This window comes from Pseudoalteromonas shioyasakiensis, assembly GCF_019134595.1.
Taxonomy (GTDB): domain Bacteria; phylum Pseudomonadota; class Gammaproteobacteria; order Enterobacterales; family Alteromonadaceae; genus Pseudoalteromonas; species Pseudoalteromonas shioyasakiensis_A.
Window position 1 is genome coordinate 479,143 of the sequence record NZ_CP077771.1, and the last position, 26,339, is coordinate 505,481.

The following is a 26,339-nucleotide window of genomic DNA, read 5'->3' on the forward strand; positions in this document are numbered from 1 at the left end:
TAAGTAAATAAAAAGGGAGTTGTAATGAAAACAATAGGCTTAATCGGTGGCATGAGTTGGGAGTCTACACAAAGTTACTACCAGCTTTTAAATCAAGGTGTTAAAAACAAACTTGGGGGTCTGCACAGTGCCAAGATAGTACTCGTCAGTCTCGATTTTGCAGAAATAGCAGTACTACAACAGCAACAAGATTGGCCACAGATGGCTGAGATACTCATTAAAGCCGCTAAGCAAGTTGAAGCTGCGGGTGCGGATTATTTATTAATTTGTACCAACACCATGCATAAACTAGCTGAGCAAGTACAAGCTGCAGTTGCAATTCCTTTGTTACACATTGCAGATGCAGTTGGTGAAAACCTGATCCAACATAACTTTAAAAAAGTGGCTTTGTTGGGTACCCAGTTCACTATGGAACAAGACTTTTATAAACAACGCCTAGCTGATAATTTCGCCATAGACGTGTTAATTCCTGATACACAGGGGCGTGAAACAGTTCATCGTGTGATTTATGATGAACTATGTAAAGGCATCATCAGCCCAGAATCTAAAGCTGAGTATTTAACCATTATTGATAATCTAACTCAGCAAGGTGCTGAAGCCATTATTCTTGGTTGCACCGAAATAGCGCTGTTAATTCAACAATCAGATACATCTATTCCATTACTTGATAGTACAGCACTTCATTGCGCTATGGCGCTTGAGAATAGTTTAAATTAGGAGCACACCATGTCGAATCACCATAGCTTAAATTATGTTGAATTTGCAGCTAAAGATTTAGCCGCAACAAAGGTATTTTTTCATCAAGTTTTTAAATGGCAATTTACCGATTATGGCCCTGAATACACGGCTTTTAGCGCTGAATCAGCGGGCCTTGATGGCGGTTTTTATCAAGCCCCATTAACTAGCTTAACCAATAATGGCGGCGCGCTACTGGTGCTTTATTCAAATAATATTAAAGAGACTCAAGCACAGGTAGAAAAACACGGCGGCACAATTATTAAGCCCTTGTTTGATTTTCCTGGAGGCTGTCGTTTTCACTTCACAGAGCCAAGTGGTAATGAGTTAGCAGTTTGGTCAAAGCAAGCATAGATCATATTTTTACTAACTCATGAGTACTCAATCATTATTAGAACAAGTTAGTAAATGCGTGATCTGCGAACCTCATTTACCACTCGGAGCGCGGCCCGTTATTCAGTTTAATCCGCAGGCTCGCATTTTAATTGCTGGTCAAGCACCGGGAATTAAAGTACATGAAAGTGGCAAACCTTTTAATGATGCAAGCGGGCAAAGGCTTCGCTCTTGGCTTGGTGTAACAAGCGATGAGTTTTACGATGAGCGCATTTTTGCTATCTTGCCGATGGGCTTTTGTTACCCGGGCAAAGGAAAATCAGGTGATTTACCGCCAAGAAAAGAGTGCGCGATTGCATGGCGTGAAAAGCTCTTAGCGCAACTCAATAATATTGAGCTGACAATTATCTTAGGTAAGTACGCGCAGGCATATCATTTACCCCACACTAAGCAGCTACCCTTAACTGAGTTAGTAAAATCGTGGCGTGAATATTGGCCAAATTACTTGCCACTTCCTCACCCAAGCCCTCGAAATAATATCTGGCTAAAGAAAAATCCGTGGTTTGAGCAACAAGTATTGCCTGAGCTTAGTAGTAAAATACGTGCAATTTTAGCAAGGTAAAAAATGGAAAATAACTTTTTTGCTGAAAACGGCTACTACCATGTAAAGGGCCTTTACACAGAGAGTGAGCTTAGCAAGGTAAGGCCAATTCTCGATAAATTTCATCAACACTGGTTGCAAGAAAACCAATCTTTTTACCAATCTAGAGGTATTAATAGCTCAGGTTTGACTGGTGCTGCATGTTTAAGTGTTGAGGAAAAGTTTACTCTTTTTGAGTTTGTCAGCGCCCACACACTATTGAAACAGGTTAAGGGCATTGTTGCTGAGCCCCAGTTTATGAATACTCAACTATTCTTTAACCCTTACAACCCTAAACAGGCAAATTATTGGCACCGCGATATGCAGTATCACTTAGAGCTTGATGCACAAAAGGCCGCTATTAGCGGCCCTGAAGTATTACATTGCCGCGTTGCTTTTGAAGATGAACCGGGAATAGAACTAATACCGGGTAGTCATAAAAACTGGGATTCTGATGAAGAGTTAACAGTTAGATTAGAGCAACAGGGCGCTCGAAATAGTTACTCACTAACTCGTGGTAAAAGTGTAGCACTCAAAAAAGGTGACTTACTCATATTTTCGGCAAATATGATCCATCGGGGCTTGTATGGCATGAATCGTTTTGCCCTAGATATTTTGTACTTTGAACGTCACCCAAGCCTTAATGAATTTGTACAAACTGGATTTTTACCAACTGCAGAACAAAAGCAGCATCTAAAAAACGCAATGGTATTCAAGTAAGCATAAAAAAGCGGCTCACTCGCCGCTTTCTTTATTTGATAGTGCTGTTACTGCAACATTGCGAACAATTCTTTTAACTGCGGCATATATTGCTTAACTAAGTTAACGTTACTTTCGCTAACATCAGCTGTTGCAGTACTTGCTTTAACACCTTCTAAAGCTCCCACCATTGAGCGTGTGCCCGCATCAGATGATGATGCCGTAAGGCTTTGTAAACCGCTCATTGCTTGGTTTACACGTTGCTTATTCTCTTCAGACATACCCGCTTTAAGGTTTTCTAAATATGCCATTGATACCTCTGAACCAACTGTTACTAACTGCTCAGGTGTGAAACCATATTGTTTGGTAAGGGCTGCAAACTCAGTATAAAGCTCATGCTCTTTGATATGACCCAGCGCATCCATAACTGACGAACTGTTAACGCCATCAGAACCGCCTAACATACCACCAAGGTTTACAGTATCTAACTCAGATTGGTTTTGCGACCAGTTTACAACTGCAGGTAAGGCTTTAATATAACGCTGTAGCTGGTTTTCTGTAATATCTTCTGCAAAGCTAGAAAAACTCATCGCAAGTAGGCTTATAGAAATAAGTAGTGCTTTCATCATGATCTCCTTTCTTTCAAAATGGTTAGCAACCGGCGCAAATAGTCGAGCTATTATGTTTAGCCAATTACAAATGTTACAATGTCTTTTTTACCACAGCTAAATGAACCTGATGTTAACTATTTCTAATACCGTTAAAATTGATGAATGGGAACTCGACTTTAGTGCGATCCGCTCACAAGGCGCGGGCGGACAGAACGTCAACAAAGTGGCCACAGCTATTCATCTTCGTTTTGATATTAATCGCTCAAAGTTACCTGACTTTTACAAACAACGTTTGCTTAATTTAAATGACTCTCGAATTACCAAAGAGGGCGTTATTGTCATTAAGTCGCAAAGTCATCGCACGCAAGAAATGAACAAAGAAGATGCGCTTAATCGTTTGAAAGAGTTAATCGTTAACGCGACACAAGTACAAAAGAAACGTAAAGCAACAAAACCAAGCAAAAGTTCTCAGAGAAAACGCATGGACTCTAAAACAAAAAGAGGACAAACAAAATCATTAAGAAAAAATGTAAAATTCTAACTTTCATATCAGAATATCGTTTCAAAAATAAGCAGAACTGTAAAGAAGTGTAACTTGTTAACAAAGTTAATTGATGGTTAATCCTGCCGCGTCTATAATAGTCATACAATCTCACCACTAATGAAGGAGCCGCGTATGGGCCAGAAATCACGCATTGTTGCCGCTGCAATGATAACGCTGTCAGCTTTGCCTATGTCGAGTTTTGCTGTAGATTCATGGCAAGCCGGAAGCGCGTATCCTCAAGGTAGTGAAACCTGTTATAACGAAATTCTTTATAAAGCTAGATGGTGGGCAACCCCAGGAGAAGAGCCTGGCAGTTCACAATGGGGTGCTTGGGTTGCAGATGTCGCCTCAAAAACCTGTGTACAGAGTGTTGTAAAAAAACAAGACGATTTACTTAAGTCTTTACCCACAATTTTCGAACCAAATAACAATAAAAAAGGGAGTTCTGATTAACTCCCTTTTTTAATCTTTAATCAAACGTGTGATGCCTTGTCATTGCAAAGCGATTTAAGATGTGATGCATTATATACACCGCACATAAGCTCAATAGTATGGCCACAGACACCGACGAAAAACGATAGAGCGCGCTGTAAACCAGATCTTGCCCCGGCCCTAATGACTGGCCAAATAAAATACCAAATGTCGTGATAATACCAAAGCCAACACCCGGAATACCGCCACCAATTATGTGATAACGACTAAAGATAAAGGTCAAAATCCACAGAATTAACGCAGGAAATATCAAAATATCTGTATGGTTATACAAAAATAACTGTGCCACTAACGCTAAGTTACAACCAATTAGGGTGCCTATCGCGCGTTGCCATGCTGCCATACCCGCCGCTTTCCAGCACAACGAAAACAATATCAGTACCGAGGCCGCTTGAGCAGAGATAGAATCTTGTAAATCAAATACCTGAAATACAACAAATGATAAGGTCGCTACGGTTGAACAAAGTAAGACTTCATGGCGCACACTTTCTTTTGCTTTCTCTGGCATTACCCGACCTTGGCGCGGTGCAACATCAGGAAATAAACCATGCATTAGCATCGAAAACAGCACAGTTACGACAACTGCAACCGCGTTACTAATGATCAGCGGATAAATACTGACTCCACCGCCGGTGTAGGTCGAAAAATGTAATTGAATCGACAAGCTCACCACCGTTGTGGCGCCAAATAAAAAGTTAGCGCCACGGCTCATTTGATAGAACAAAAAGGCAAAGGCTATAAAGCTCATCATTGTCATTACAACAGGCAAGTGTGCAAACAATCCTTGCACAACTAGCACAAACAGTGCACTAAACACCGCGCCTGCGTAAAACTGACGAATAATATGCATGTTAAGCACAGGCACTAAACCGAGCAGTAGCATCGGGTAAACAGTGAAAAATATGCCATTCGGCCAGTTCATCAATTTTGCCAGTGAAAACCCTAATGCTGAGCCCGTAGCAATGCGTAAAGCTTGGCGTAAGCCATTACCATCGAGTTGCAATACTGACATAACTCACCCAGCCTTAGTAAATGAAGTGCAGAACACTAATGAAGCGAATTTGCATGCTTGCAAACCAGCTGCCAATGCTAGAATCAGGCAGAAGTTGCACAGTTGCACGCGCACCACTTGGAAATTTTGCCAGCATCTGGTGTTCATCTAGCTGAATATGGATACGTTGACGCTGTGCATCTCGTACCCAACGGTTGCTGCTTTCAGTGGCACTGAGTAAACCGTTAGGATTAAGCTGGCCATCACTCACACCCGCTTCAAAACTAACAATTTTGCCCGTAAATACTTTGCCCGGTAGCGCATCAAAGCTGACTTTTGCAGTACTACCAATTTGCACATGAACTAAAGACTTTTCACGAAAATCTGCCACTAAGTCAGCTTTATTAGCAACAATCGCCATTAACGGCTGGCCTTTATTAGCATACGTACCCGGTGTTACCTGTAAGTTTGCTGTTTTACCGTCAGTATCGGCTGTCACTGTGGTGTACGACAGGTTTAATTTGGCTTGCTCAAGCTGGTTTTGAGCATGACGAAGCGCTAAATTGTCATCCCCTATTTTACCGCGCGCTAATTTAGCCTCGCTAAGCTGGGCTTCAATTGCAGCTACGTTGGCTTTGCTTGATTGATAGTTTGCATTGATTGTTTCGTACTCTTGCTCTGAAATAGAGCGCTTTTTCAATAGCGACTCACCGCGTTCGAACAGTAATGTTTGCTCATGTAGCTTAGCTTGAGCAGCCGCTAACTGTGCTTCTATTGCTTTCACACTGCTATCTAAACGTTGGTTTTGTAGTTTTGCATCATCATAAGCAAGTTCAGCTTGTTGCACGGCAAGCTCAAACGGCTCGTCGTTAATCTTAAACAAGGCTTGCTGTTTTTCGACAGCTTGATTATTGGTCACTAATACGTCAATCACTCGCCCACTTACTTGCGGGGTCACTTGCACAACCGGGTGATACACACGGGCCTGCGGTGTGACAGGCATATACAGATCAGCAATCACAAAATATAAAAATAAAACAATAAAACCCGCTAAAGAGACTTTTACGTAACGGGCAAACTTTTGATCTGGTGTCATAACGTTACTTATCTCCTGAATAATGACGGATACACTGGCGAGCGTTTTGCTCCATCTGAATTAAACCATGCGCCATGGTATCGAGTTGTTCAGTGGTTAAATCGGCATAAAGATGCTGTTTCACATCGGCAATAATCACCTGCAGTGTGTCTAACAATTGTAGACCTTGCTCAGAGAAGTACAGACGCTTACTGCGTTTATCTTCGGCATCAGCTTTACGAGCAATAATCTCTTGCTGCTCAAGCTGCTTAATAGTGCGAGTTAGTGAAGGCATTTCAATGCCTAAGCTATTTGCCAACTCTTGTTGCGTACAACCTTGGTTTAGATGAAACAGGTGCATCATCGCGGTCCAGCGAGATTGTGTAAGCCCCAAAGGCTCAACCGCCAAAGTGACAGCATCGCGACATAAACGATGCACACGGCCCATACTGCCGCATAATGTTAAATCAAGAGTTTCGTGAAAAGGGGGAGTGGAAGACATGATGCGCTCCATTTACTTAGCATGCTAACTATTTTAATGTAGTTAGCATGCTAAGTAAATATTAGTGCAATTAATAAAATAGATAGCTATGTTCGATAAAAGCGAACAACGGCAAAAGTTGTCTGCTAGATAACACTATTTCGCAATTAACTCTTTAATATGGCTTTCATAGAGGTCTAATTTATCAGCTACAAACCCTGTGTGTTGGAACCGTACTATGCCTTCTTTATCGATTAAAAAGCTGCTCGGCATCCCTTTAAGTTGGTATTGTCTGCCAATAACAGCATCTGGGTCGTAAATAATATTAAAGTTCACTGCAAACTCTGCTAAAAATGCATCGGCATCACTGCGCTCAACATCAATGTTTACAGCTATGACTTTAAGGCCTTGCTGTTGATACTTGCTCTGCATGGCTATAAACCAAGGAAACGAGCGTCGACACGGGCTGCACCAAGATGCCCAGAAATCGAGTAACACGACTTGCCCTTTGTATTGATTCAATAGTTTAGACAACTGCTGCTGACTTGCAGCTAAAGGTGGGAGAGAAGGGTGCTCTGCCATAGCAGCAGAGCTCGTAAGTAAAATAAATGCAATTAAGGCGTATTTGATCATTGATAATTTAATAAATTCGCTGGTGAATATTGGTCGGTGAGTACCTTGGTATCCGCTGGCCAATCTTGATTACCCTTAGTATAAAACAAATGCTCGCTAAGTAACTGCAAATCAACATCGTAAGGGGTTAACTTATTTGCGAGTTTGTTGACACGTTCGGCTAACTGTTGCTGGCTAGGCATTGTCTCGAAGCCAGCTAAAATAATGCGATTAGAGTTTTCATCGGTCACAACATTAACAAAGTCACCAAACACATCGAAGTAAGTTGCCGACTCATGCTGGTACAACTTACTCGATGAAAAAGTATTTGCAGCGACAATTCCGCCATCAGCCAAAACACTTTTTACTTCCGCAAAAAATTCCTTAGTGAGGAGGTGCTCAGGGATATAATCGCCGTTAAAGGCATCAAGAATAATCCAATCGTACTTTTGTTTTTTAAGTGCGGCACGTTTAATAAAAATACGGCCATCTTGCACCTTAGACGTTACGTTATCAGTTTCTACAAAGCTAAAATAATCACGGGCAACTTTTATTACCGCGGGATCAATTTCGACATTTTCGATATGAGCGCTAGGGTAAAGCTCATGAATGGTATTTGAGAGTGAACCTCCCCCTAAACCTATGATCAGTACATTTTTAGGGTTATCAATAAATAGTAAGCTTGCGAACGTCATTTTGGTGTAATTAAACACCAGCTTTTTAGGCTCACTCTTATACATACAACTTTGCGTACTTTTACGGGTTTTTTCGTTAAATTTTAAACACAGTAAATCGCCAGTCTTCTCAACTAAAATATTTCGATAAAGCGAGCGCTCTTTATGAATTACTTCGGCCAAGCTGCTAAAAGGCAATGTCATGATCAAACAAACCATTAAGACTCTAAACATACAGTACGCTCCTTCGTTTTTAATTGACTAACAGCAATTGCAAGCAAACCAAGCGCACCTAAAACCGCAGCAAAGGTTTTAATAATGTCGTTAACATCAAATGCTAGCACCATATAAAAAGAGGTAATAATCGTGCCAAGAGCGCTTCCTAGGGTGCTCACAAAATACAAACCACCGGCAACCTGACCACTTTTTTCATGATCGGTAACCAATAATCGCACTGAATAAGGTGAGATCATGCCGAGTATTGTTGTAGGGATAAAAAACAACGCCGTTGATGCCAGCAACGAGCCGTAACGACTGTCTTCAATATGGGTGAAAATAAAGGTCATAATTGGTTCAGCAAACAGTACTATTGGCACCACCATAATGCTTGCTGCAAAGAAAATGAGACCATATTTAGTTAAAGATGGGTTGCGGGTTGAGAGCTTGCCACCAAGTAAATAGCCGAAAGATAAGCTCAACATAAATACAGTGATAATACTGCCCCATATATGCACACTGCTACCAAAGTACGGGGCTAAAATCCGCCCGCCTAAAAGCTCAATTCCCATAATGCAAAAGCCGCTGCTAAAGGCTAAAAAGTAGATAAGCGCATTGATTTTATTCATTAAACACCCGCTGATTTTGTTGTTATTTTACCCATCTTAACCTGATGCAGATAAGGATGCCATGACTGTTTTTTAAGCTGTAAAGGCCGTTGACAAAATATAGTCTTTTTAAAATAAATAATTAAAAAGGCTAGGTTAAAGTACACATGCTCTGGTATTTTACTGGGAACAAAATAAGTAAGGAAAAATGCAATGGATCAGCAAGTAACACAACTCAATATCGACAATCCAACGACCTTATTTGGCCTAAAAGTTCGCACCAGCAATATGAATGAAATGAGTGGTGAAGGAGCTAAAATCGCTGGCTTATGGCAGCAATTTTACACAGACATAGCGCCAAATTTAACGCCATCTAGCCAAGTTTATGGCGTGTATACTCATTATGAATCTGATGTCACAGGGGAGTTTGATGTATTTGCGTGTACTGACCTGCAAGTCACGTCATCAGAGGTAGAACAAACTACACTCGCCACAGGTAACTACCTTCGCTTTAGCGGCAAAGGCGCAATGCCACAAACCGTTATCGATGTTTGGGGCCAAGTTTGGCAGTACTTTAGTAATGAACAGTGCCCACACATTCGTGCATATAAAACTGACTATGAGTTTTATAAAAGTAATGAAGAAGTTGAAGTATTCATTTCAATTGAATAACGCCAAACCCTATTTTTGTGTAAAGCCCCATTACAGATAAAGCCGCTTATTGCGGCTTTGTTGTGTATATTAATTTGCGTATCTAAGCGCTAACTGTTCAGCTTTAGCATAGGCATTAGTCAAAGAACGTTGATGTCTTTGGTCGTTAAATTCTTGATACTCACAGGCAATTTCATCAATGTGCTCAGCACCTAAATACTTACTCAAGGTTTTAATGTGCGGCACTAAATGGCTCATACTCTCTCGTATACCACCAACCTCAAAACCAAACTCACCCGTTGAGGTAATAACCAGCAAACGTTTACCTATTAACAATGGTTGCAAAGGAAAATCCCCCCGCTGCAAGTCAAAATCAAACGTTTTATTGATCCTAACGATTTGATCAAACCATGCTTTTAATTGCGCAGGCATGCCATAGTTATACATAGGCGTTGATATCACTATGGTATCAGCCTTAACTAATTCATTTATCAATTCATCAGATTCAGCCAGTACTTCTTTTTGCTCTAGCGTTAACTTGTTAGCTGGCGTAAACACAGCACCAATCCAAGATTGATTAATAAAGGAGGGTGGATTCATCCCAACATCACGATAAATATACTCAGCTATAGCATTGTTTTGCTGTAAATGATTTACAAATTGCTTAGCAATATTTTTAGAGATTGAATCGTGATTAGGGTTTGCATTTTTAGCTGAACGCACACTAGCATCAATGTGTAGCAGAGTAGTCATAGTAAATACCTCATTAGTTAATGAGTTGGTATCATCAATAAATAAGGGATATTTAACAAACGAGTTATTATTCACTATAAGTAAGTTATACTCATCTATAAATTTAGGTGGGTTTAACTATGCAAATATCATTACAAGCTTTAAAAGCCTTTGAGTCAGCTGCGAGACTAGGTAGCTTTAAAGCAGCCGCCGCTGAGCTTGCGATTACACCTACAGCGGTATCGCACCACATTGCGAACCTAGAAAGCCGCTTAAATACTGACTTATTTCATCGCGAAGTGAGAAAGATTACCTTAACTCCATCAGGCGAGTACCTGAGCCAAAACACAACTAGCGGCTTTAAGCTTATTTTTGCGGCAATAGAACAATTGAGCCAAGCACATAACCAAGTACGCATCACCACAACATCATCTCTAGCAGCCTTAAGATTAATACCCGCTTTAGATGAGCTAAATAGCGAAAAACCACATTTAAAGCTCGATATATCAACCTGTGAAACTTTAGATAAGCAACTGCATACCTTGCCTGTTAGGCTAGGAAATAGTGAGGAAGTAAACAAAGCAGATATCATCAAATATGAGCGCTTTGATATGTTTGCGGCAAACGCGCAACAAAGCGCCCCTTGGCTTGATAAACAGGTTACTTTATACACCAGCCAATGGAAAAATAATGCCCTACCAGCCCCACCATTAACGCAGTGGCTCAAAGTAAATAACCTAAGTGATTCATGTTTCAAGGTAAAAACATTCGATCAAGAGCTGTTTGGTATAAATCAGGTGCTCGCCAATAAAGGTGTGGTGTTTTGCTCAAAAACCTTAGTACAACCTTACCTAGATGCAGGGTTACTAACATCGTTTAATAGCCAAGATGTTGAATCAAAACTGTGTTACTACATTCCTGAAAAATCTCGCTACGAAACATCTACACATAACATTGTGATTGAATGGCTTGAGCGGTTACTGAATTAATGATGTACAAATAACCATCATTTAAGTTACTGTGGTTTTGTAACTTTTAATCACCAATAAGGATGTTGTTGTGTATAAATTACTACTCTTTGCCAGCCTATTTCTCACTGTTTTTTCTACCAGCGCAGCGAAAATTATCGATGATGAACACGTCACAAAAGAAACAGACTGCTTCACAGGCATCTTTGCTGACTATAATTCGTGGCACCAATTTATTGCGCAAAAGAATAAACGCAAAGCTAAAAACGAAGAAGCATATTTAAAGCGTATTAAAGCCTTTGAAGAAACCTTTCCACAAGATATGTTCGATAACTTTAAAGCTAATTTAACCTGCCATAATTTTAAATATCAGGTCGATAATGTTGAGGTGCTTGGTTATATCATCAAACCTAAAGTCATCAAGAATAAGCTCCCGGTATTAATTTATAACCGCGGCGGTAACGGTAATTTTGGCAGTGTTTATTTTGCTGCAATGATGCGTAATTTATTTCCGTTAGCAGAGCAAGGCTTTGTGGTTATCGGCAGCCAATACCGCGGTACATTAACTAAAAATGATGATTTAGATGAGTTTGGTGGCAAAGATGTTAACGACGTACTTGCGCTTATTGATTTTATTCCTCACATAGCAAGTGCAGATGAAAACCGTATTGGTATGTTAGGAGCAAGTAGAGGCGGTATGCAAACCCACCTTGCGATGCAACACACAAACAAGATAAAAGCCATTGCAACCATTGCGGGGGCGACTGATTTAGTCAAAGAGCTTACGTTTAGACCTAACATGGAAAAACACGTGTATGTGCGTCGTATCCCCAACTATAAAGAGAACAAACAAGCAGAGCTTGAAGCACGCTCTGTTATGAACTGGGTTGATAAGCTATCGCCAAAAGTGCCCATATTACTTATACATGGCAGTGACGATAAACGAGTATCGGTCGATAACTCAATTCAATTTGCCAAAGCGCTAGAAGCGCATCATATCCCTCATAAACTTGTGGTGTATGAAGGTGACAATCACTTTTTAATGAACCATAAAGAACAACTAGAAACAGAGCTAGTTAATTGGTTTAACACCTATTTGTAACTTTGTTTTGAAAGTAAAAGGGCCAAATAAGGCCCTGTTTAATCATTACTTAGCCATATCAAAATGATTAAAAGCCCCATCTAGCGCACTGCGAACAGATTGTTTTGCGTTTTGTTCATGGTCAGCTCCTTTGTTGATGTGGTGCTGCCAGGTAAGGTCGTTTGGTGCGTGATTTTGAAGAGAATCCACTAAGCCATTAAATGCACCGGTTATGATTGGATTTTCATCACCACCTAATGTGACATAAAAATAGTGAGTGTTGCCTGCTGTATTAGGTAAGCTTTTACTGAACTGTTTTACGACAACATTATCGTCATACCAAGCCGCAGGGCTAAAAGCAAAGTATGCATTAAATAACTCTGGTTTAGTAACCATGGTATATAACACAAAGCTACCTCCCGCCGAAAAACCTGTTAGCGTGCGCTGCCCGCTAATACGGTACTCTCCCTCTAAATAAGGTATTAGCTCTGTTTCAATAAACTTTAAAAACACATCAGCTTTACCAAATATTTCTCGTTGATTTTGATTGATTGGGCGCGCTTCTATCGCCACATCCTTACGGGCGTAAGGTGGCACTAAATCACGATTTCGCGTGTCATGCCAAAACAGGTTCGGGATGGACACTAGAATAACCTCATGCATGTCATCAGTGCTTTCAAGAATACTTAAAGCGTCATCCCAAGTATCAAGGTTAAAGTTGCCGTCAGTTTTAATTATGAGCGGATAAGCTTTGTTAGGGTTGTAGTTTTTGGGCAAGCGAATGAAAACTCTGCGCATTTCTGAAAGCGCATTGGACTTGATATCTATATCAATAAAGCGTGAGCTATGATGCTGTTGGTATTTCACCGCGATATACAAGCCTATAGCTAGCAAAACAAATGTAATAAACCAAGCTAGATACTGAAATCTAAATTTTAGTAATGCCATTTTATATCCTTAATAAATAACTTAATGACACTACTTCAATTATAATTATTAGTTAATAAGACAATTGTAACAGGGTATTAGTTAGCCTCTTTCACCGGCTTATCTGTGATAGAAGATATTCATTACACACTACACAATTCGATCGATAATCCAATAGCTCGTAGCCGCCATTGCCAGCACTGATAATTTGCTTCAAACATTTGATAGCTTTCATCTAATCGCTTTCTTAGTGTAACGGGGGTTTACAGTTTGCATAAAAAAACCGCAGATTAATATCTAAGCTGCGGTTTTTAACTAAAGCATAATTACTTGTTGAGTAAATGCTTTTCGAAGAAGTTAGCCATCATAGTGTGATAGTGCAGGGTAGTGCCTTTACCTTCTCGTAGGCTGTGAGAACGGTTCGGGTAAGAGAAAAACTCGAACTGTTTATTGTGCTTAACTAATTCGTTAATTAAACGCTCTGAACCTTGGTAGTGTACGTTATCATCTCCGGTACCGTGGATCAGTAGCAACTTACCTTGCAGGTCTTTCGCAAAAGTGATCGGAGACGTGTTGTCGTAACTTTCAGGATCGGTATTTGGGTTACCCGCATAGCGCTCTTGGTAGATAGTATCGTACAAGCGAATATCTGGCACTGGGGCTGAGGCAATCCCAACTTTATATTTATCACCATGGCGGAATAACAGATTAAGCGTTGAACTACCGCCACCTGAGTGACCCCATACACCAACACGGTCGGTATCAATGACATCCCAACGTTTTGCCATTGCATCAAGGGCGTCAACTTGGTCACGCACGGTAATAGAGCCTATTTTTTTGTAGATAGACTTACGCCAATCTCTGCCTTTTGGTGCCCGCGTGCCGCGGTTATCAACTGAGGCAACAATAAAGCCTTGCTGAGTTAGATACGACTTGTATAAGTAACTGTTACCTTCCCAGCGGTCTTGTACTGTTGAGCCCCATGGCTCACCGTAAACATAGAAAACGATTGGGTATTTTTTACTTTTGTCCATATTCGCTGGGAACATGATGTAGCCATCAAGCTCAACACCATCGCGCGCATTAACCGTAAAGAACTCGTGAGTCGGTAATTGCTCAGTCGCTAATTTCTCTTTTAATGCTTTGTTCTCAACAATGGTTTTCACATTACTGTGATTGCTTACTTTGATGATCTCTTTCATTGGTGGGGTGCCAAATTTAGAGAAAGTATGCATTGCCCAAGAGGTATCTTTAGACATGTAATAGCTGTTCGAACCATCGAATGACTCAGGCGTTACGCGCACCGGTTTAGAGCTGCCATCAAGCGAGGTACGGAATAGATATCGCTGGCCAGGATCATCCGGTGATGCAGTAAAGTACATAACGTTTTTATCTTCGTTGAGCGCTAACATATCAATGATGTCGTACTCGCCCGGTGTTAAATCAACAACCGTTTTGCCATCGCGAGATACACGGTATAAATGGCGCCAACCATCACGCTCACTGTGCCAAATAAAGAACTTACCATCTTTTGACCAATTTGCTTTATAAAACCACTCAATAAAGGCATCGTCTTTATCTTCAAGAATTTTAGTCAGCTGTTGCTTTTGCCAGTCGAATAACCAAACCTTATTGTGGCTTTGCGGGCGGTTAAGATCTTGGATCATCAAAGATTCACCAGTGCCTGCCCAGCTAATACGTGGAATATAACGATCGCGATTATCGCCACCAAGTTCAGCCCAGCGAGTTTTCTTGTCGCTAAGACTGACCACACCCACTTTAACCGCAGAGTTTATCTCGCCGGCTTTTGGATACGGGAATTCTTTAAGGGTAGGGTAGAGATCGTCGGTGTTGTTGATCATGGTGAAGTATTTCACGCCACTGGTATCAAGCTGCCAATAGGCAATTGATTTGTTGTCTGGACTCCAGCGGAAACCATCACGAATGGTAAATTCTTCTTCGTATACCCAGTCAAAATTACCATTAACAATGGTGTCGTTACCGTCAGTAGTTAAAGCAGTCACTGCCTTGCTGCCCACTTTTTCCATGTAGATGTTGTTATCACGCACGTAAGCTACTTTTGAGCTATCTGGTGAGAACTTAGCAAACATTAGCTTTTTCGCTTCGATGTTTTCGCCACCTAACTGATATAGTGAATCGGTTTCGAGGTTTAAAAGCCAAAAATCACCACGGCTACGTGAGCGCCACACTTGCTCGCCATTGGTAAAAACCATCAGCCATTTACCATCTTTAGACCATTGATAGCTTTCAACGGTGAGTGGCTCTTTATCACCTTTGGGAATTAATTTTTCGTAGCTAACAAGTACCTTACGACCCGTTCCATCGGCGTTATAAAACACAATATCATTGCCTTTAACGCCGTGCTCATCGTCTTTAGCTTTGTCGTCTTGGTTATTTTTATCGCTTTCGCGCTCTTCAAGTACCGTATATCCAGTACCATCATCGAGCCATGTAAAATAGGTGCTACGCTCAGCTTTAAAGTCTTTTTCTTTATAAATTTGTTCAAGCGAGAGCGGGTTAGCCGTTGCGTTCACTGTTGCTGATGGGGTGCTAGCTTGCTCTGTAGTTGAGCATGCCTGCAAACCTAAACCCGCAACCACAGCAAACGCAAGGGTTGATGTTTTTATTAAGTTCATTTTGTTGTTCCTAGGTTTTAACTTATACCAATTAGCTTAATTAAGTGGTCTATTTTGAGGCAATAAAACCTCGTTGATAACAAGGCAAAAATTTCGTTATTTAGTTGTTCTAAATCAGAAATTTTTAACGCAGGTAGCGACAGGTTTAATCCCTCAAATTGATTAAGTATTATTGCTGATTGGTATCCTAAGCGTACCAAAATAAACTTATAAAATCTGAGCTTTTATCGTGTTATCAAGGGGGTTGAACTTAAACTCAATCCTCCCACAAGAACATACTAGCTTGCTTGTTGGCAATACGTAGTTCGTAGATATCACTACAAGGGCGCATCGCCGCACCATAGCAAACATGTAATGGTAATAAGTGCTCTTCACGAGGATGACTAAAACGCGCCGCAGGGGCCATTTGCCATTCTAATAGCTTAGCTTGACGCTGTTGTTCACTCAGCTCAGTATTGCCACATACATCAACTAGCCATTGCTCAAAAGCCATATTTTGCGCTTTAATTTCAGCGGTTTCAGGGGTGAAAAATGCGCGCATATTATGAAAAGTAAAGCCAGAACCAATGATCAATAAATTATCGTAATCAAGGTTTTGTAAAGCCTCACCTATCGCTAGGTGTAAGCTTGGCTCAAGGCTTGGATGTAACGACAATTGCACACAAGGTATATCTGCTTCTGGATACATAATTTTCAAAGGCACATACATACCGTGATCAAAGCCACGAGATGGGTTTAATGCGCTATCGATATTAGCTTTTGCCAATGCCTGATGTACTTTTTCGGCTAGGGCTGGTTCGCCGGGGCTTGGGTACTCAATACTGTAAGCAGGGTCAGGAAAACCATAGTAATCATAAATTAGCTCAGGAGCAGCACTCGAAGTAATGCTAATTGGGTTCGCTTCCCAGTGCGCACTCACCATCAAAATAGCAGATGGCTTTTTAATTTTTGCGGCAATAGACTGTAAACAAATGACCATATCGGCATGACTTGGATCACCAAGTAAAGGCATAGGACCGCCGCCATGTGAAACAAAGAAAACGCGTGGCTTTTGCATAAATGTACTCCTTAAATACGCTTTTCATACCAATTCGCTTAATTAAGTAGTCTATTTTGAGGCAAAGAAACCTCGTTGATAGCAAGGCAAAAATTTCGTTATTTAGTTGTTCTAACTCAGAAATTTTTAACGCAGGTAGCGACAGGTTTAATCCCTCAAAATGATTAAGTATTATTGCGGATTGGTATCTCTATAGTGCACGCACAGAGATACAATAACCAGCCACAAAAACGCACAACTAGGGTGTGAATTTACACACCTCTAGTTTGTAAGTACTAACTTAAATGCCAAGCTACGTTCATGGCGGGGATTTGCCCTTTCAAGCCACCTTTGAGAGGTTCTTTACACAGTAATGTTAGTTGATAAAAAGCATCGTAGTGCTGATGTAGTTCATCGGCGACCACACTAAACGGCGGACCCGAAAACTCACTTTGCTGATACTCAAAGACCACCACTAATTGTTTGGCTCTATTAGTTAATTCAAGTAAATGCTGGGTATAGCGAATGCGTACTGGCTTTGGTAGCGCAACTAAAGCGGCACGGTCATAAACTGCGTTGATAGGGCCAAGATCAGCTGCAGTAAGTGCAAAAATATCACCCACCCAAACGGTTAGATTTGCGCCTTGGTAACGTAATAGTTCGCCGTGTTGGCTAATTCCGGGTTCTAGCTTTAACTCATCAAATAACTGCTTAATGGCTATCTCACTAAGTTCTGCCCCAACAACACGCATACCTTGCGCTAGCAAATAATGAATGTCGTGAGTTTTTCCGCACAGTGGTACAAAAACAGTATCGCCTTGCTGCAAATTCAAGTTAGTAAAATACTGATCTAGATAACGGTTAACGTCTCCTTCATGAAAACCAATTTCGTTATTTTCCCAACGTTGATGCCAATGCTTTGCGTCCATTACTTACTCCTAAAATGTTTCAATAAAAACATGATAACTAATTACAAAAGTGATAAAAATAGCAAGATAAGCAAACAATGATTGCATTAATGAGAACATGATTGACGATATCGCTCTATTCATACAGATTGTAAAACAAGGTGGCCTAAGCAATGCGGCTGAGAGCTTGTCGTTGCCTACCGCAACAGTATCGAGACGCTTGCAACGACTTGAGCAACGCCTAGGAGAGCAACTTTTAAATCGCTCAGCAAGGCAATGCACGTTAACACAAGCAGGAGAGGTATATTTTCAAAGTTATGTTGAATTAATTGAGCAGTTTGAACAAACTCACCGCCAGCTTAATGATCAAAAAGCACAATTATCAGGAAAGCTTAAAGTTTTAGCACCTCTGAATATTAGTCATGGTTTCTTAAAGCCGATGTGGCTCGCATTTACTAAACAGTACCCTGATATTCAACTTGAGCTATTGCTTAATAATAAACTTGAAGATCTGAGTAAAAGCCAAGCTGATCTAGCAATAAGAGTCGGGCCGCAGGTTGATTCTATGCTCCATCAAAAAAAGTTAGGCAGTTTTGATACCTTATTTGTAAGCACAAAAGCATACCTTGATTCGGCACCTGCCATAGAAGAGCCAACTGATTTAAAACAGCATAGGTTAATTGGTACCACATTGAGAAATAAGTGGCAGCTAACCAATACACAAACGAATGCAACTTATACGCACATGTGCCGATTTGCTACTACTTTTAACGATACCGGATTTGTAAAATACTTAGTTTGTGATGAGCAAGGTATTGCTTTGTTATCTCGGTTTGAGGTTATAGATGAATTAAAATCTCAGCAGTTAGTTCAAGTACTGCCACACTGGCGAGGGGAAAACCGCGACATTTATGCTATCTGGCCAAGCGCACGTTTACTGAGTAAAAAGGCTGTCTGTTTAAAACAGTTTATAACCGACTACATTGCTGAGAAATTATAACGTCTGCCATTGATATTCCATCTGTTTGGCGGTCAGTAGGGCGTGCTCGTAACTAATAAATTCAGCGACTAACGCTAGGCTCATATCAATGCCTGCAGAAATTCCTCCTGAGCTGGTAAACTTACCGTCGGTGACCCAACGAGTATCTGCAATCACATTGAGATCAGAAAACAAAGCAGCCAGCTCAGGTTGATCTTGCCAATGAGTCGTGACATTTTTACCGTTTAAAAGCCCTGTTTTGGCAAGCAAAAACGCCCCTGTACAAACACTCGCAACACGCTTGGTGTTAGTGGCTGTGTGTTTTAACCAAGTAATAACCTCTGCTTTTTCTAGCTCTCGTGTATGGTCACCACCAACCACAACAAGGAGATCAAGCAATGGGCAGTCAGCAAAGCTGTAATGGGGGTTTACACTATAACCACCGCGGGCAAGTACAGGACTATCACTTTTGGCAATTAAACTCACTTGCCAATCATTATTCGCTAGGCGCTTAGTAGTACTAAACACCTCAAACGGACCTGAGAAATCGAGTACTTCAGCATCATCATAGATGTAAATTCCAATATTCATACAATTGTTCCTATTATGTGGATTTATTTCTCAAGTAAAAAAACGTACTATGCCATTTTTGCAGTTCGTTAATGACATATTATTAAATTGAGCACTGTATACAAACAAAACTTCAAGGCATTGTTAATGCGTTTTTTATTTTTATTGAGCGTGCTGCTGGTTGGTTGTAAAACAACACAGCAAAGCGTTGCTGAAATTAGTGAGGTATCGCCGGGCACTATTTATTTTCAGGGCGAAACATCAAAGCAAAATGTTGAAAAGTTCGAACAGTTATTAGTAAGTAGCGATCAACAAATCAACACCTTAGTTATTAATAGCCAAGGTGGTGATGTGATGGCGGGTTTACATTTAGGTGGCTTAGTTCATGAATATCAACTCGATGTTGTGGTACACGAGCTTTGTGCATCGTCTTGTGCCAACTATGTACTTACCGCAAGCCCACATGTCCTCGTTGAAGAGCAAGCCGTTATCGGCTGGCATGGGGGCTCATTACAGCCATTATACGTGCCGATGGAGCAGCCGCCCGAGGTCGCTAGCTATATAGCAAAATGGCAAACCGCAGAACGACAATTTTTCGATATCATCAATGTTGAACAGGCGGTTACTATCATAGGTATGATGCCAGGTATTACAGAGAAACGTGATTCAGCTATGTATAGTTACGATGCCCAAACTCTAAAACGTTTAGGGTTACATATTGAGTTTGCTGGTGCGCAAACAGGGATTTCAGCCAATGGCGAAAAAGTAGCGCAAGTATTCGAACTTGAGGAGTCTGTTCTTAACCACTTTTTAATACTCAACGATATTGTTTCAGCAGAACTTATTAACTAATAAAAAGCCAACATGATGTTGGCTTTTTGTATCGCATTTAATCTAACTCTAATTGGGCTTTTTCTACAGTTTCCGCGGGTAACTCTTTTTGAACAGAAACCCCCAACTCTTTGAACTCAGAGGCCTGCTTAATCAAGTTTCCTTTACCGCGGTACAGCTGAGAAAACGCTTTATCGTAGCTTTCTTTGGCGCGGTCTAATTGCTTGCCAACCCCTTCCATACTGGTTAGGAAACCATTGAGCTTGTTGTAAAAACGCTCAGCACGGGCGGCAAGCTCTTTTGAGTATTTAGTTTGCTCTTCAAAACGCCACAATTGTTTTACGATGTTCAAGCTAGTCAATAAGGTTGTTGGAGTTGCAACTAAGATATTTTTTTCGATTGCTTGCTGATAAATATCACTCTGGTACTTAAGCGCTTCAACAAATGCAGACTCTATGGGTACAAACATGATCACCACTTCGGGGGAGTTAATACCTGGTAGTCTGTCGTAGGCTTTGCTTGCTAACTCGTTTATACGTGATTGCACCGCCGTGACATGCTCTTTAAGCGCTTGCTGCGCTTCAAGCTCTGTATCGGCATTTACATAGCGTGTATACGCGTTTAAAGAGGTTTTAGCATCGATAACTAAATGACGTTGCTGAGGCAAATACACCACAACATCTGGGCGTAAACGGCCATCTTCGGTGTTAAACGATACTTCTCGCTGATAATCTACTCCAGCACGCAGCCCTGCGCTGTCTAAAACATTTTCAAGCATTAACTCTCCCCAATTACCTTGGGTTTTCTTTTGCCCTTGTAATGCGGTGCTAAGCCTATCAGCTTGTTCGGTGATAGCTTGGCTTTTAGCCTGTAAATGCAATAACTCAGTTTTTAGTGCTGCACGCTGCTTTAGATCTTCGACGTGGATCAATTCCATCTTATCGCGAAAGCCTTTTAGCTCACCTTGAACCGGTTTTAAAAGTTGCTCAATACTCTCTTGGTTTAAGGTTTTAAAACGTTGCGATTTTTCTTCAAGGATTTGATTAGCGAGATTTTCAAACTCTTTTTTGAGTTGCTCTTTGCTTTCTTTGATATGGCTAAGCTGCTCTTTAAAATGCAGTTCTTTTTGCTCAACTGTACTTCGCAAGGTACTTAAATCGACATCTCGCTGATTAAGTGCTGCTTTAGTATCAGCAAGCTCAGCTTCAACTTGACGCCAAAATTGGTTGTATTGTTGTGCTTGTTTTTCTTGTTCTACAAAACGGGTTTTAAAGTGTTGAGACTCATCACGTTGTTCAGCGTAATCTTGCTGTAACTGTGAAAGCATAAGCTGGCTTTGTTCAAGTTGCAGCTGCTTTTGTTCTAAATGATTTTGCTGGATTTGCTGACTATTTTGCAGTTCGGTTAACTGATTTTTTAAGCGATTTTTTTGTAAGGCAAAAATAACACCACTTGCAACAGCACCTACAGCAGCACCAAGCACTACACTTTGCCAATTAATCTGTGCAATCAGCTCTGTAATCATAACGAAAACTCAATAACTTAAAGACACATCATCATAACGAATTAGTGCTCAGCAGAGTAGGGGGTTTAGGCATAAAAAAAGCCAGCTCAAGGTGAGCTGGCTCTAACATTACTAAAATTTAGTAACCAAATGGGAAATCAACATAATGCTTATGTAAACTGCAATTTAACAACAAGCATAATAATAGACGCCCCAAAATTTGATTAGTTCAAAAAAACTTTAAAAAAATTTAATTTTTTATCAGAGCAAGCATTTGCTCTTCATCAAACTGAGTAAAACTCATTGATTTTTCGGTAAATAATGCATCAACAAGGGCTTGCTTATGCTGCTGCATTTTAAATACTTTTTGTTCAATTGAGTTAGCCATAATCAATTTATAAACAAAAACAGGGTTAGTTTGGCCAATACGGTAGGCACGATCTGTCGCTTGTTTCTCAACAGCAGGGTTCCACCAAGGATCAAAATGAATCACAGTATCGGCTTGAGTTAGGTTTAGCCCTGTACCACCGGCTTTAAGGCTAATTAAGAATACGGATGTATCACCTTGAGTAAACTCTTCGATAACACGGTCGCGGTGTCTTGTTTGCCCGGTAAGCATACTAAAACTGATGCCTAATTCATTTAATCGCTCAGCTATGACATCAAGTGCCATGGTGAATTGACTAAATATAATCACCTTTCGACCTTCGCTAAGCATGATAGGCAAATGCTTAGATAACCACTCAAGCTTAGCGCTGCCAGCCTGTGAAGTAGGGTCGATCAATTTTGGATGACAGCAGATTTGCCTGAGCTTTAATAATGCCTCTAAAAAGGCTAGCTTACTTTTTTGTACACCTTGTTGGGCAAATAGGTCGACTAATTTCTGCTCTAAAGATTCAGTTATACCGGTGTAAATTTCTTTTTGTTTGCTCTCAAATTCAAACTCTTTGACTAGCTCAGTCTTCTCTGGGAGCTCCTGCGTTACCTGTGCTTTAGTACGACGCAAGATAAATGGCATGATCAACGATTTAAGTTCATCAGCTCGGGCAACGTCGTTATCACGCTCAATAGGCGTTTGAAAATAGCTCTTAAAATGTACTTGCGAACCAAGCAAAGAAGGCATTGCAAAGTCGAGCAAAGATTTAAGCTCAAATAAGTTATTTTCAATAGGCGTGCCGCTTAAGCAGAGCTTAAAGTCAGCATTAAGGCGCTTAACCAAGCGTGAAACCTGGGCAGCATCGTTTTTGATATATTGCGCTTCATCAAGAATGATGTTTTCAAAATATAGCGGCGAATAAAAGGCAATGTCACGCTTCAACAGTGGATAAGTTGTTAAGATACAATCTGCTTGCGACAACTGTTGTAATTGGTCGCTGCGCGCAGCACCGAAGACGGTGGTGATTTTTAAGTTGCTCGCAAATTTATTAATTTCGCTTTGCCAGTTACCAACCAAACTGGTTGGGCAAACAATTAACGTGGGGCCTGCTTGTGGTGATTGCTTGGCATTAGCTAAAAAGGCAATAACTTGTAGGGTTTTACCTAGCCCCATGTCATCAGCCAAAATACCACCAAGTTGGTGACGTTTTAAAAAGTTAAGCCAATCAACACCGTGTTGTTGATACTCTCGTAATTGCACACCTTGGTTTAAGCCTTGAATATCGGACTTTTTAATAAGTTGTTGTGAGCTATTTAATTCAGATAGGTAAGCTTCTAGAGCATCGTCAACAATATTAACCTTAATTGCTTTTTGCTCGATAAGCTTAGGCAAAAACGACAAAGGCATTAAGATTTCGTCACGGGTTTTAATATGCTCAAAACGTTCACGATAATCATTAAGCTGCATCATCGCGGCCTTTTCAACCACCGCAAAGCGTTTTCCTACAGTAAAGTAATAAAAGCGCTCACTTTGCCTATTAAGAGATTGATAAGTATTGTTATCAGTGACAAACAATTGCTGAGTTTTGACACCAGAGATCACAATTTTACTAACTATCTGATGGCCTTTACCACGCTCAACTTGCAGTGAAAGTTGTTTAAGGACTTTGCCGACGGCTAACTCATCATTAATTTTCCAACCACGTTTTAATAAGTTTGGAATTATTTCAAACTTTAACCAATGTTCATGAATAACTGATTGTTTATTAAAGATAAACTCTGTTTGTAAAGCCCCTTTACATAATTCAAAGCCAAGGTTAGTTAATTCATTTACAACGGTGTTTTCTAATGACTGGTTTAATATATCAGCAGGCGCCTGGCTTAAATCATACAAAGAGTTTTGATAATTAAACTGCAATCCTAAGCGGATTATGCCCTCGTCATTAATAATACTGATGACAGGGAATACAGTTCGAGCTAGGCTTTTTTTGCTTTCCTTAAATGCATGAGGGATCACACCTTCACCAAAATTATCATTGAGCTGTTGATAAACGCGATCAAAGTTCTCTGTGTGAATAGCAGGCATATTAGCAAGTAACGCTATTTCATCAGCCGTTAACGGAGTACGAATTCGGCCTACCTTTAGCTTTTCAGGGTCAAGGTAAGTAGGGGGTGTTGTTTTTAATAATAACCAATTATCTTGGCCAGCAAGCGTCATGCTCAATGACGTTAAATCTTTGTTTTGTTTCCAATCAAACTCTAGCGCTTGCATACTGTCTGCTTTAATTGCTTGGCGCGAGCGACCTAAAAATAAACGCTGGGTGGCAATTAATTGCTGCAGTGCTGCAAAGCCCCATTGACCTTTAAGCTCGAGTTTACCAAGGGCATTTTGAGAACGGATCCAGCTATATAAACGAAAATCCGATTCTAATAAATCAGTGGGGGTTACAAAACTATTTAACTGCTGCTCGGTAAGGTTACGACCAAGCGTATAGTTATGCTCAGCGTCATAATTAGCAATTTTAGGGGTAAGGGTTACAACAGATTTCTCTACATCAAGAACAAATAATAGAACCTGTTTGGCATTGTCATTAGCAACTTGCTTAAGGGTTTTTAGCTCACTAAACCAATCGTTAATGATGTAGTCTTCACCATAATCACCTGAATGTTCAATTTTGAGCTTTAGGAGCACAGCCGCAATATGACGGCATTTAGTTTTAGAGCCACAAGTACAATGCGAATCGACCGAAAAACCACTTGGTAATTTACTGATCTCAATATGCTGAGTAAAGGTATTTCCTTCGTTACCAAACATAGATGCATCAATAACGCTAAAATCACTGTTATGTTCTAACCAGTTGATTTGACCGTTCTGATGATACTCTTTTGCCTTACTTAACACATGCGGCTTAAACAGCTGTTTGATGAAGCGCTCAGACAAAGGAAACTGAGTTTCTTGCTCTTGTTTGATTTCTTCAAAGATAGCTAATAAGTCATTTTTGGATAAGTTAGCAGACATAACGCTTTTGGCAGTAAAAACAAAAAATAATTCTGCCAGTATATGATCTATCGGCCCAGAGCTAAAGCACTATTGAGCAATATTGGACTGGTTGGAGCTGATAACTTGGTAAAAAACTGCTTCAAAATAAAATCAAAGCTGAAAACTGACGTGTTGAGCATTTAACAAACAACAATCGCACAAGATATAAACAGGTTAATAACAAGGCAGGGGCTTTACAGATCAATTTTTTACTAAGCAATCTAATTATGAGAGTAAAAAACATGTAAAGGGGTAATTAGTTAGTAAAAAATTGATCTGAGAGTGTAATAAGTACCAATTTTAACGGTAATAGATCACTATTTTACTAACAAAAGGGAGGGGGGAGATCACGCTTTTACTAACAGAAAAAGCGTGAGGGATCATTCTTATACTAACTAATTGAAGCTATTTAATAGTTTAGTTAGCTGCTCTAAGCGTTTGTCTGTCATCACTTTATTATCAATTTTAACAGATAAGTCACCGCTTTTGATATTACGCTGTACGCTGACAAATTCACTATCGATAAGGGCCTCACGACGGCTTGGCGCTGCTGGCTCAGCAGTTAATAGCTTAGTAATTGCAAGAGCACGTTTATCATCGCTGCTGATTTGCGCTATTTCGCTATCACTACTTACCTCATTTACAAGCTTGGTAAACAGCTGTTCATCACGCTCTTTGGCATTAATTAGCTTTTTAGCTACTTCACGGCCAACATGATTCGCAGTTGGGTAAAGGCTTAAAACCTCAGAAGGTAAGTTCTCATACGCTTTGATAGCATCAGCAATGGCTGTGTGTGATACACCTTCAATAGCCGCAATCTCACGATAAGAGCCTTTTTTACCTTCAGCAATAAGCTCATCACGGGTTTGCTGATATGCTTGACCAAGCTCCCATAGGCTTGGGGCAATGTATTGATCAGATGATACTGCAAGAATTTTAGCATCTTGATCTGTGAAATCTTCAGAACTTAAAACTAAGTAATCAGAATTACTTAAGATACATGCTTTACGACGACGAGAGCCTGCTAATACAAGCATTTCGTCACCTTTATCCCAACATAAGGCAGGGTGCTGATTACGGCCGTCTTCGGCAATTGCAGGAAGGATATCGGCAACTGACTTTTCATTTAGTAATGATTGTACACGGCGATTTTTACCATAGACCTTTGTTTTAGCTTCAATTTCTGAGCTTGGAATAACCTTACAAACCAAAGTAATTTGACGAGTAGGATCGCTTGGAGCAGGCATACTGATAACATCACCAGCTGAAGCTTGCTCTAGCAAAGCATCTAAACTACTGCTTTCGATAGACGTTGAAAAAGGATCTAAGCTGGTATCGTTTTTACGTTTTTTAGCCATTTTTATTAATT

General features: G+C 40.4%; 27 protein-coding genes. 11 read left to right on the forward strand and 16 right to left on the reverse strand.

The window, feature by feature from the left end:
* Positions 1-24: 24 nt before the first annotated feature.
* Genes KQP93_RS19565 through KQP93_RS19580 form a run of 4 tightly spaced genes read left to right on the forward strand, consistent with a single transcriptional unit; the run spans position 25 to position 2,428 of the window.
* Complete coding sequence (locus KQP93_RS19565) at positions 25-717, forward strand: aspartate/glutamate racemase family protein (RefSeq protein ID WP_217876835.1); 693 nt, start codon at positions 25-27, stop codon at positions 715-717.
* Between the two features lie 9 nt (positions 718-726).
* Positions 727-1,089, forward strand: a complete 363-nt coding sequence (locus tag KQP93_RS19570; RefSeq protein WP_217876836.1) for a VOC family protein — start codon at positions 727-729, stop codon at positions 1,087-1,089.
* 19 nt (positions 1,090-1,108) lie between these two features.
* Positions 1,109-1,690: a uracil-DNA glycosylase family protein gene (locus KQP93_RS19575; protein ID WP_217876837.1), complete on the forward strand. Its 582-nt coding sequence runs from the start codon at positions 1,109-1,111 to the stop codon at positions 1,688-1,690.
* Between the two features lie 3 nt (positions 1,691-1,693).
* Entirely contained in the window at positions 1,694-2,428 is a 735-nt protein-coding gene (locus KQP93_RS19580; RefSeq protein ID WP_217876838.1) for a phytanoyl-CoA dioxygenase family protein, read from the forward strand.
* Positions 2,429-2,475: 47 nt separating this feature from the next.
* On the opposite strand, the gene KQP93_RS19585 is transcribed toward KQP93_RS19580, so the two are convergent.
* Positions 2,476-3,036, reverse strand: coding sequence for a short-chain dehydrogenase (locus KQP93_RS19585; protein ID WP_254907757.1), 561 nt, complete (start codon positions 3,034-3,036; stop codon positions 2,476-2,478).
* Between the two features lie 109 nt (positions 3,037-3,145).
* Between KQP93_RS19585 and arfB the strand changes: the two genes are divergently transcribed.
* Both arfB and KQP93_RS19595 read left to right on the forward strand, forming a co-directional pair.
* Positions 3,146-3,559 (forward strand): alternative ribosome rescue aminoacyl-tRNA hydrolase ArfB, encoded by a 414-nt coding sequence (arfB, locus tag KQP93_RS19590; protein WP_217876839.1) that lies wholly within the window; start codon positions 3,146-3,148, stop codon positions 3,557-3,559.
* A 135-nt stretch (positions 3,560-3,694) separates the two neighbouring features.
* Complete coding sequence (locus KQP93_RS19595; protein WP_054563126.1) at positions 3,695-4,015, forward strand: hypothetical protein; 321 nt, start codon at positions 3,695-3,697, stop codon at positions 4,013-4,015.
* Positions 4,016-4,031: 16 nt separating this feature from the next.
* Here the strand turns inward: KQP93_RS19595 and KQP93_RS19600 are convergent, their stop codons facing one another.
* From KQP93_RS19600 to KQP93_RS19625, 6 genes are all read right to left on the reverse strand, one after another.
* Positions 4,032-5,066 carry a DUF2955 domain-containing protein gene (locus tag KQP93_RS19600; protein ID WP_054563125.1) on the reverse strand — a complete coding sequence of 345 codons (1,035 nt, stop codon included), beginning with the start codon at positions 5,064-5,066 and terminating at the stop codon, positions 4,032-4,034.
* 13 nt (positions 5,067-5,079) lie between these two features.
* Positions 5,080-6,141 (reverse strand): HlyD family secretion protein, encoded by a 1,062-nt coding sequence (locus KQP93_RS19605; protein ID WP_217876840.1) that lies wholly within the window; start codon positions 6,139-6,141, stop codon positions 5,080-5,082.
* Between the two features lie 4 nt (positions 6,142-6,145).
* On the reverse strand, positions 6,146-6,622 hold the full coding sequence (locus tag KQP93_RS19610; protein WP_217876841.1) for a MarR family winged helix-turn-helix transcriptional regulator: 477 nt from the start codon (positions 6,620-6,622) through the stop codon (positions 6,146-6,148).
* Between the two features lie 135 nt (positions 6,623-6,757).
* Positions 6,758-7,234 carry a TlpA disulfide reductase family protein gene (locus KQP93_RS19615; protein WP_217876842.1) on the reverse strand — a complete coding sequence of 159 codons (477 nt, stop codon included), beginning with the start codon at positions 7,232-7,234 and terminating at the stop codon, positions 6,758-6,760.
* Positions 7,231-8,121, reverse strand: a complete 891-nt coding sequence (locus KQP93_RS19620; RefSeq protein ID WP_217876843.1) for a spermidine synthase — start codon at positions 8,119-8,121, stop codon at positions 7,231-7,233. The genes KQP93_RS19615 and KQP93_RS19620 overlap by 4 nt, the downstream gene beginning before the upstream one ends.
* Positions 8,106-8,732 carry a fused MFS/spermidine synthase gene (locus tag KQP93_RS19625; protein ID WP_217876844.1) on the reverse strand — a complete coding sequence of 209 codons (627 nt, stop codon included), beginning with the start codon at positions 8,730-8,732 and terminating at the stop codon, positions 8,106-8,108. The genes KQP93_RS19620 and KQP93_RS19625 overlap by 16 nt, the downstream gene beginning before the upstream one ends.
* A gap of 192 nt (positions 8,733-8,924) precedes the next feature.
* Here KQP93_RS19625 and KQP93_RS19630 point away from each other — a divergent pair, with 192 nt between their 5' ends.
* Complete coding sequence (locus KQP93_RS19630; protein WP_217876845.1) at positions 8,925-9,383, forward strand: GyrI-like domain-containing protein; 459 nt, start codon at positions 8,925-8,927, stop codon at positions 9,381-9,383.
* A gap of 69 nt (positions 9,384-9,452) precedes the next feature.
* Here KQP93_RS19630 and KQP93_RS19635 read toward each other — a convergent pair whose 3' ends face one another.
* Positions 9,453-10,115, reverse strand: coding sequence for an FMN-dependent NADH-azoreductase (locus tag KQP93_RS19635; RefSeq protein WP_217876846.1), 663 nt, complete (start codon positions 10,113-10,115; stop codon positions 9,453-9,455).
* Between the two features lie 119 nt (positions 10,116-10,234).
* Between KQP93_RS19635 and KQP93_RS19640 the strand changes: the two genes are divergently transcribed.
* Together KQP93_RS19640 and KQP93_RS19645 are read left to right on the forward strand one after the other, a co-directional pair.
* On the forward strand, positions 10,235-11,083 hold the full coding sequence (locus KQP93_RS19640) for a LysR family transcriptional regulator (RefSeq protein ID WP_217876847.1): 849 nt from the start codon (positions 10,235-10,237) through the stop codon (positions 11,081-11,083).
* 70 nt (positions 11,084-11,153) lie between these two features.
* Positions 11,154-12,164 (forward strand): alpha/beta hydrolase family protein, encoded by a 1,011-nt coding sequence (locus tag KQP93_RS19645; RefSeq protein WP_217876848.1) that lies wholly within the window; start codon positions 11,154-11,156, stop codon positions 12,162-12,164.
* Positions 12,165-12,209: 45 nt separating this feature from the next.
* Here the strand turns inward: KQP93_RS19645 and KQP93_RS19650 are convergent, their stop codons facing one another.
* The 4 genes from KQP93_RS19650 to tmpT all read right to left on the reverse strand — a co-directional run bounded on the left by KQP93_RS19650 (position 12,210) and on the right by tmpT (position 17,692).
* Positions 12,210-13,091 carry an alpha/beta hydrolase gene (locus tag KQP93_RS19650; protein WP_217876849.1) on the reverse strand — a complete coding sequence of 294 codons (882 nt, stop codon included), beginning with the start codon at positions 13,089-13,091 and terminating at the stop codon, positions 12,210-12,212.
* 305 nt (positions 13,092-13,396) lie between these two features.
* Positions 13,397-15,727, reverse strand: a complete 2,331-nt coding sequence (locus tag KQP93_RS19655) for a S9 family peptidase (protein ID WP_217876850.1) — start codon at positions 15,725-15,727, stop codon at positions 13,397-13,399.
* A gap of 256 nt (positions 15,728-15,983) precedes the next feature.
* The gene (locus KQP93_RS19660) at positions 15,984-16,784 is read right to left on the reverse strand and encodes a DODA-type extradiol aromatic ring-opening family dioxygenase (RefSeq protein ID WP_217876851.1); all 801 of its coding nucleotides are present in this window, start codon (positions 16,782-16,784) and stop codon (positions 15,984-15,986) included.
* Positions 16,785-17,059: 275 nt separating this feature from the next.
* On the reverse strand, positions 17,060-17,692 hold the full coding sequence (gene tmpT / locus KQP93_RS19665) for a thiopurine S-methyltransferase (RefSeq protein WP_217876852.1): 633 nt from the start codon (positions 17,690-17,692) through the stop codon (positions 17,060-17,062).
* Between the two features lie 97 nt (positions 17,693-17,789).
* Between tmpT and KQP93_RS19670 the strand changes: the two genes are divergently transcribed.
* Positions 17,790-18,671 carry a LysR family transcriptional regulator gene (locus tag KQP93_RS19670; protein WP_217876853.1) on the forward strand — a complete coding sequence of 294 codons (882 nt, stop codon included), beginning with the start codon at positions 17,790-17,792 and terminating at the stop codon, positions 18,669-18,671.
* Here the strand turns inward: KQP93_RS19670 and KQP93_RS19675 are convergent.
* Entirely contained in the window at positions 18,666-19,241 is a 576-nt protein-coding gene (locus KQP93_RS19675) for a DJ-1/PfpI family protein (RefSeq protein WP_217876854.1), read from the reverse strand. The genes KQP93_RS19670 and KQP93_RS19675 overlap by 6 nt on opposite strands.
* Before the next feature lie 126 nt (positions 19,242-19,367).
* Here KQP93_RS19675 and KQP93_RS19680 point away from each other — a divergent pair, with 126 nt between their 5' ends.
* The gene (locus KQP93_RS19680) at positions 19,368-20,072 is read left to right on the forward strand and encodes a hypothetical protein (RefSeq protein ID WP_217876855.1); all 705 of its coding nucleotides are present in this window, start codon (positions 19,368-19,370) and stop codon (positions 20,070-20,072) included.
* A 37-nt stretch (positions 20,073-20,109) separates the two neighbouring features.
* On the opposite strand, the gene rmuC is transcribed toward KQP93_RS19680, so the two are convergent.
* The 3 genes from rmuC to KQP93_RS19695 form a co-directional block, all read right to left on the reverse strand.
* Positions 20,110-21,576 (reverse strand): DNA recombination protein RmuC, encoded by a 1,467-nt coding sequence (gene rmuC, locus KQP93_RS19685; protein ID WP_217876856.1) that lies wholly within the window; start codon positions 21,574-21,576, stop codon positions 20,110-20,112.
* 229 nt (positions 21,577-21,805) lie between these two features.
* Entirely contained in the window at positions 21,806-24,949 is a 3,144-nt protein-coding gene (locus tag KQP93_RS19690) for a DEAD/DEAH box helicase (RefSeq protein WP_217876857.1), read from the reverse strand.
* A gap of 416 nt (positions 24,950-25,365) precedes the next feature.
* Positions 25,366-26,328, reverse strand: a complete 963-nt coding sequence (locus KQP93_RS19695; RefSeq protein ID WP_217876858.1) for a transcriptional regulator — start codon at positions 26,326-26,328, stop codon at positions 25,366-25,368.
* Between the last annotated feature and the right edge of the window lie 11 nt (positions 26,329-26,339).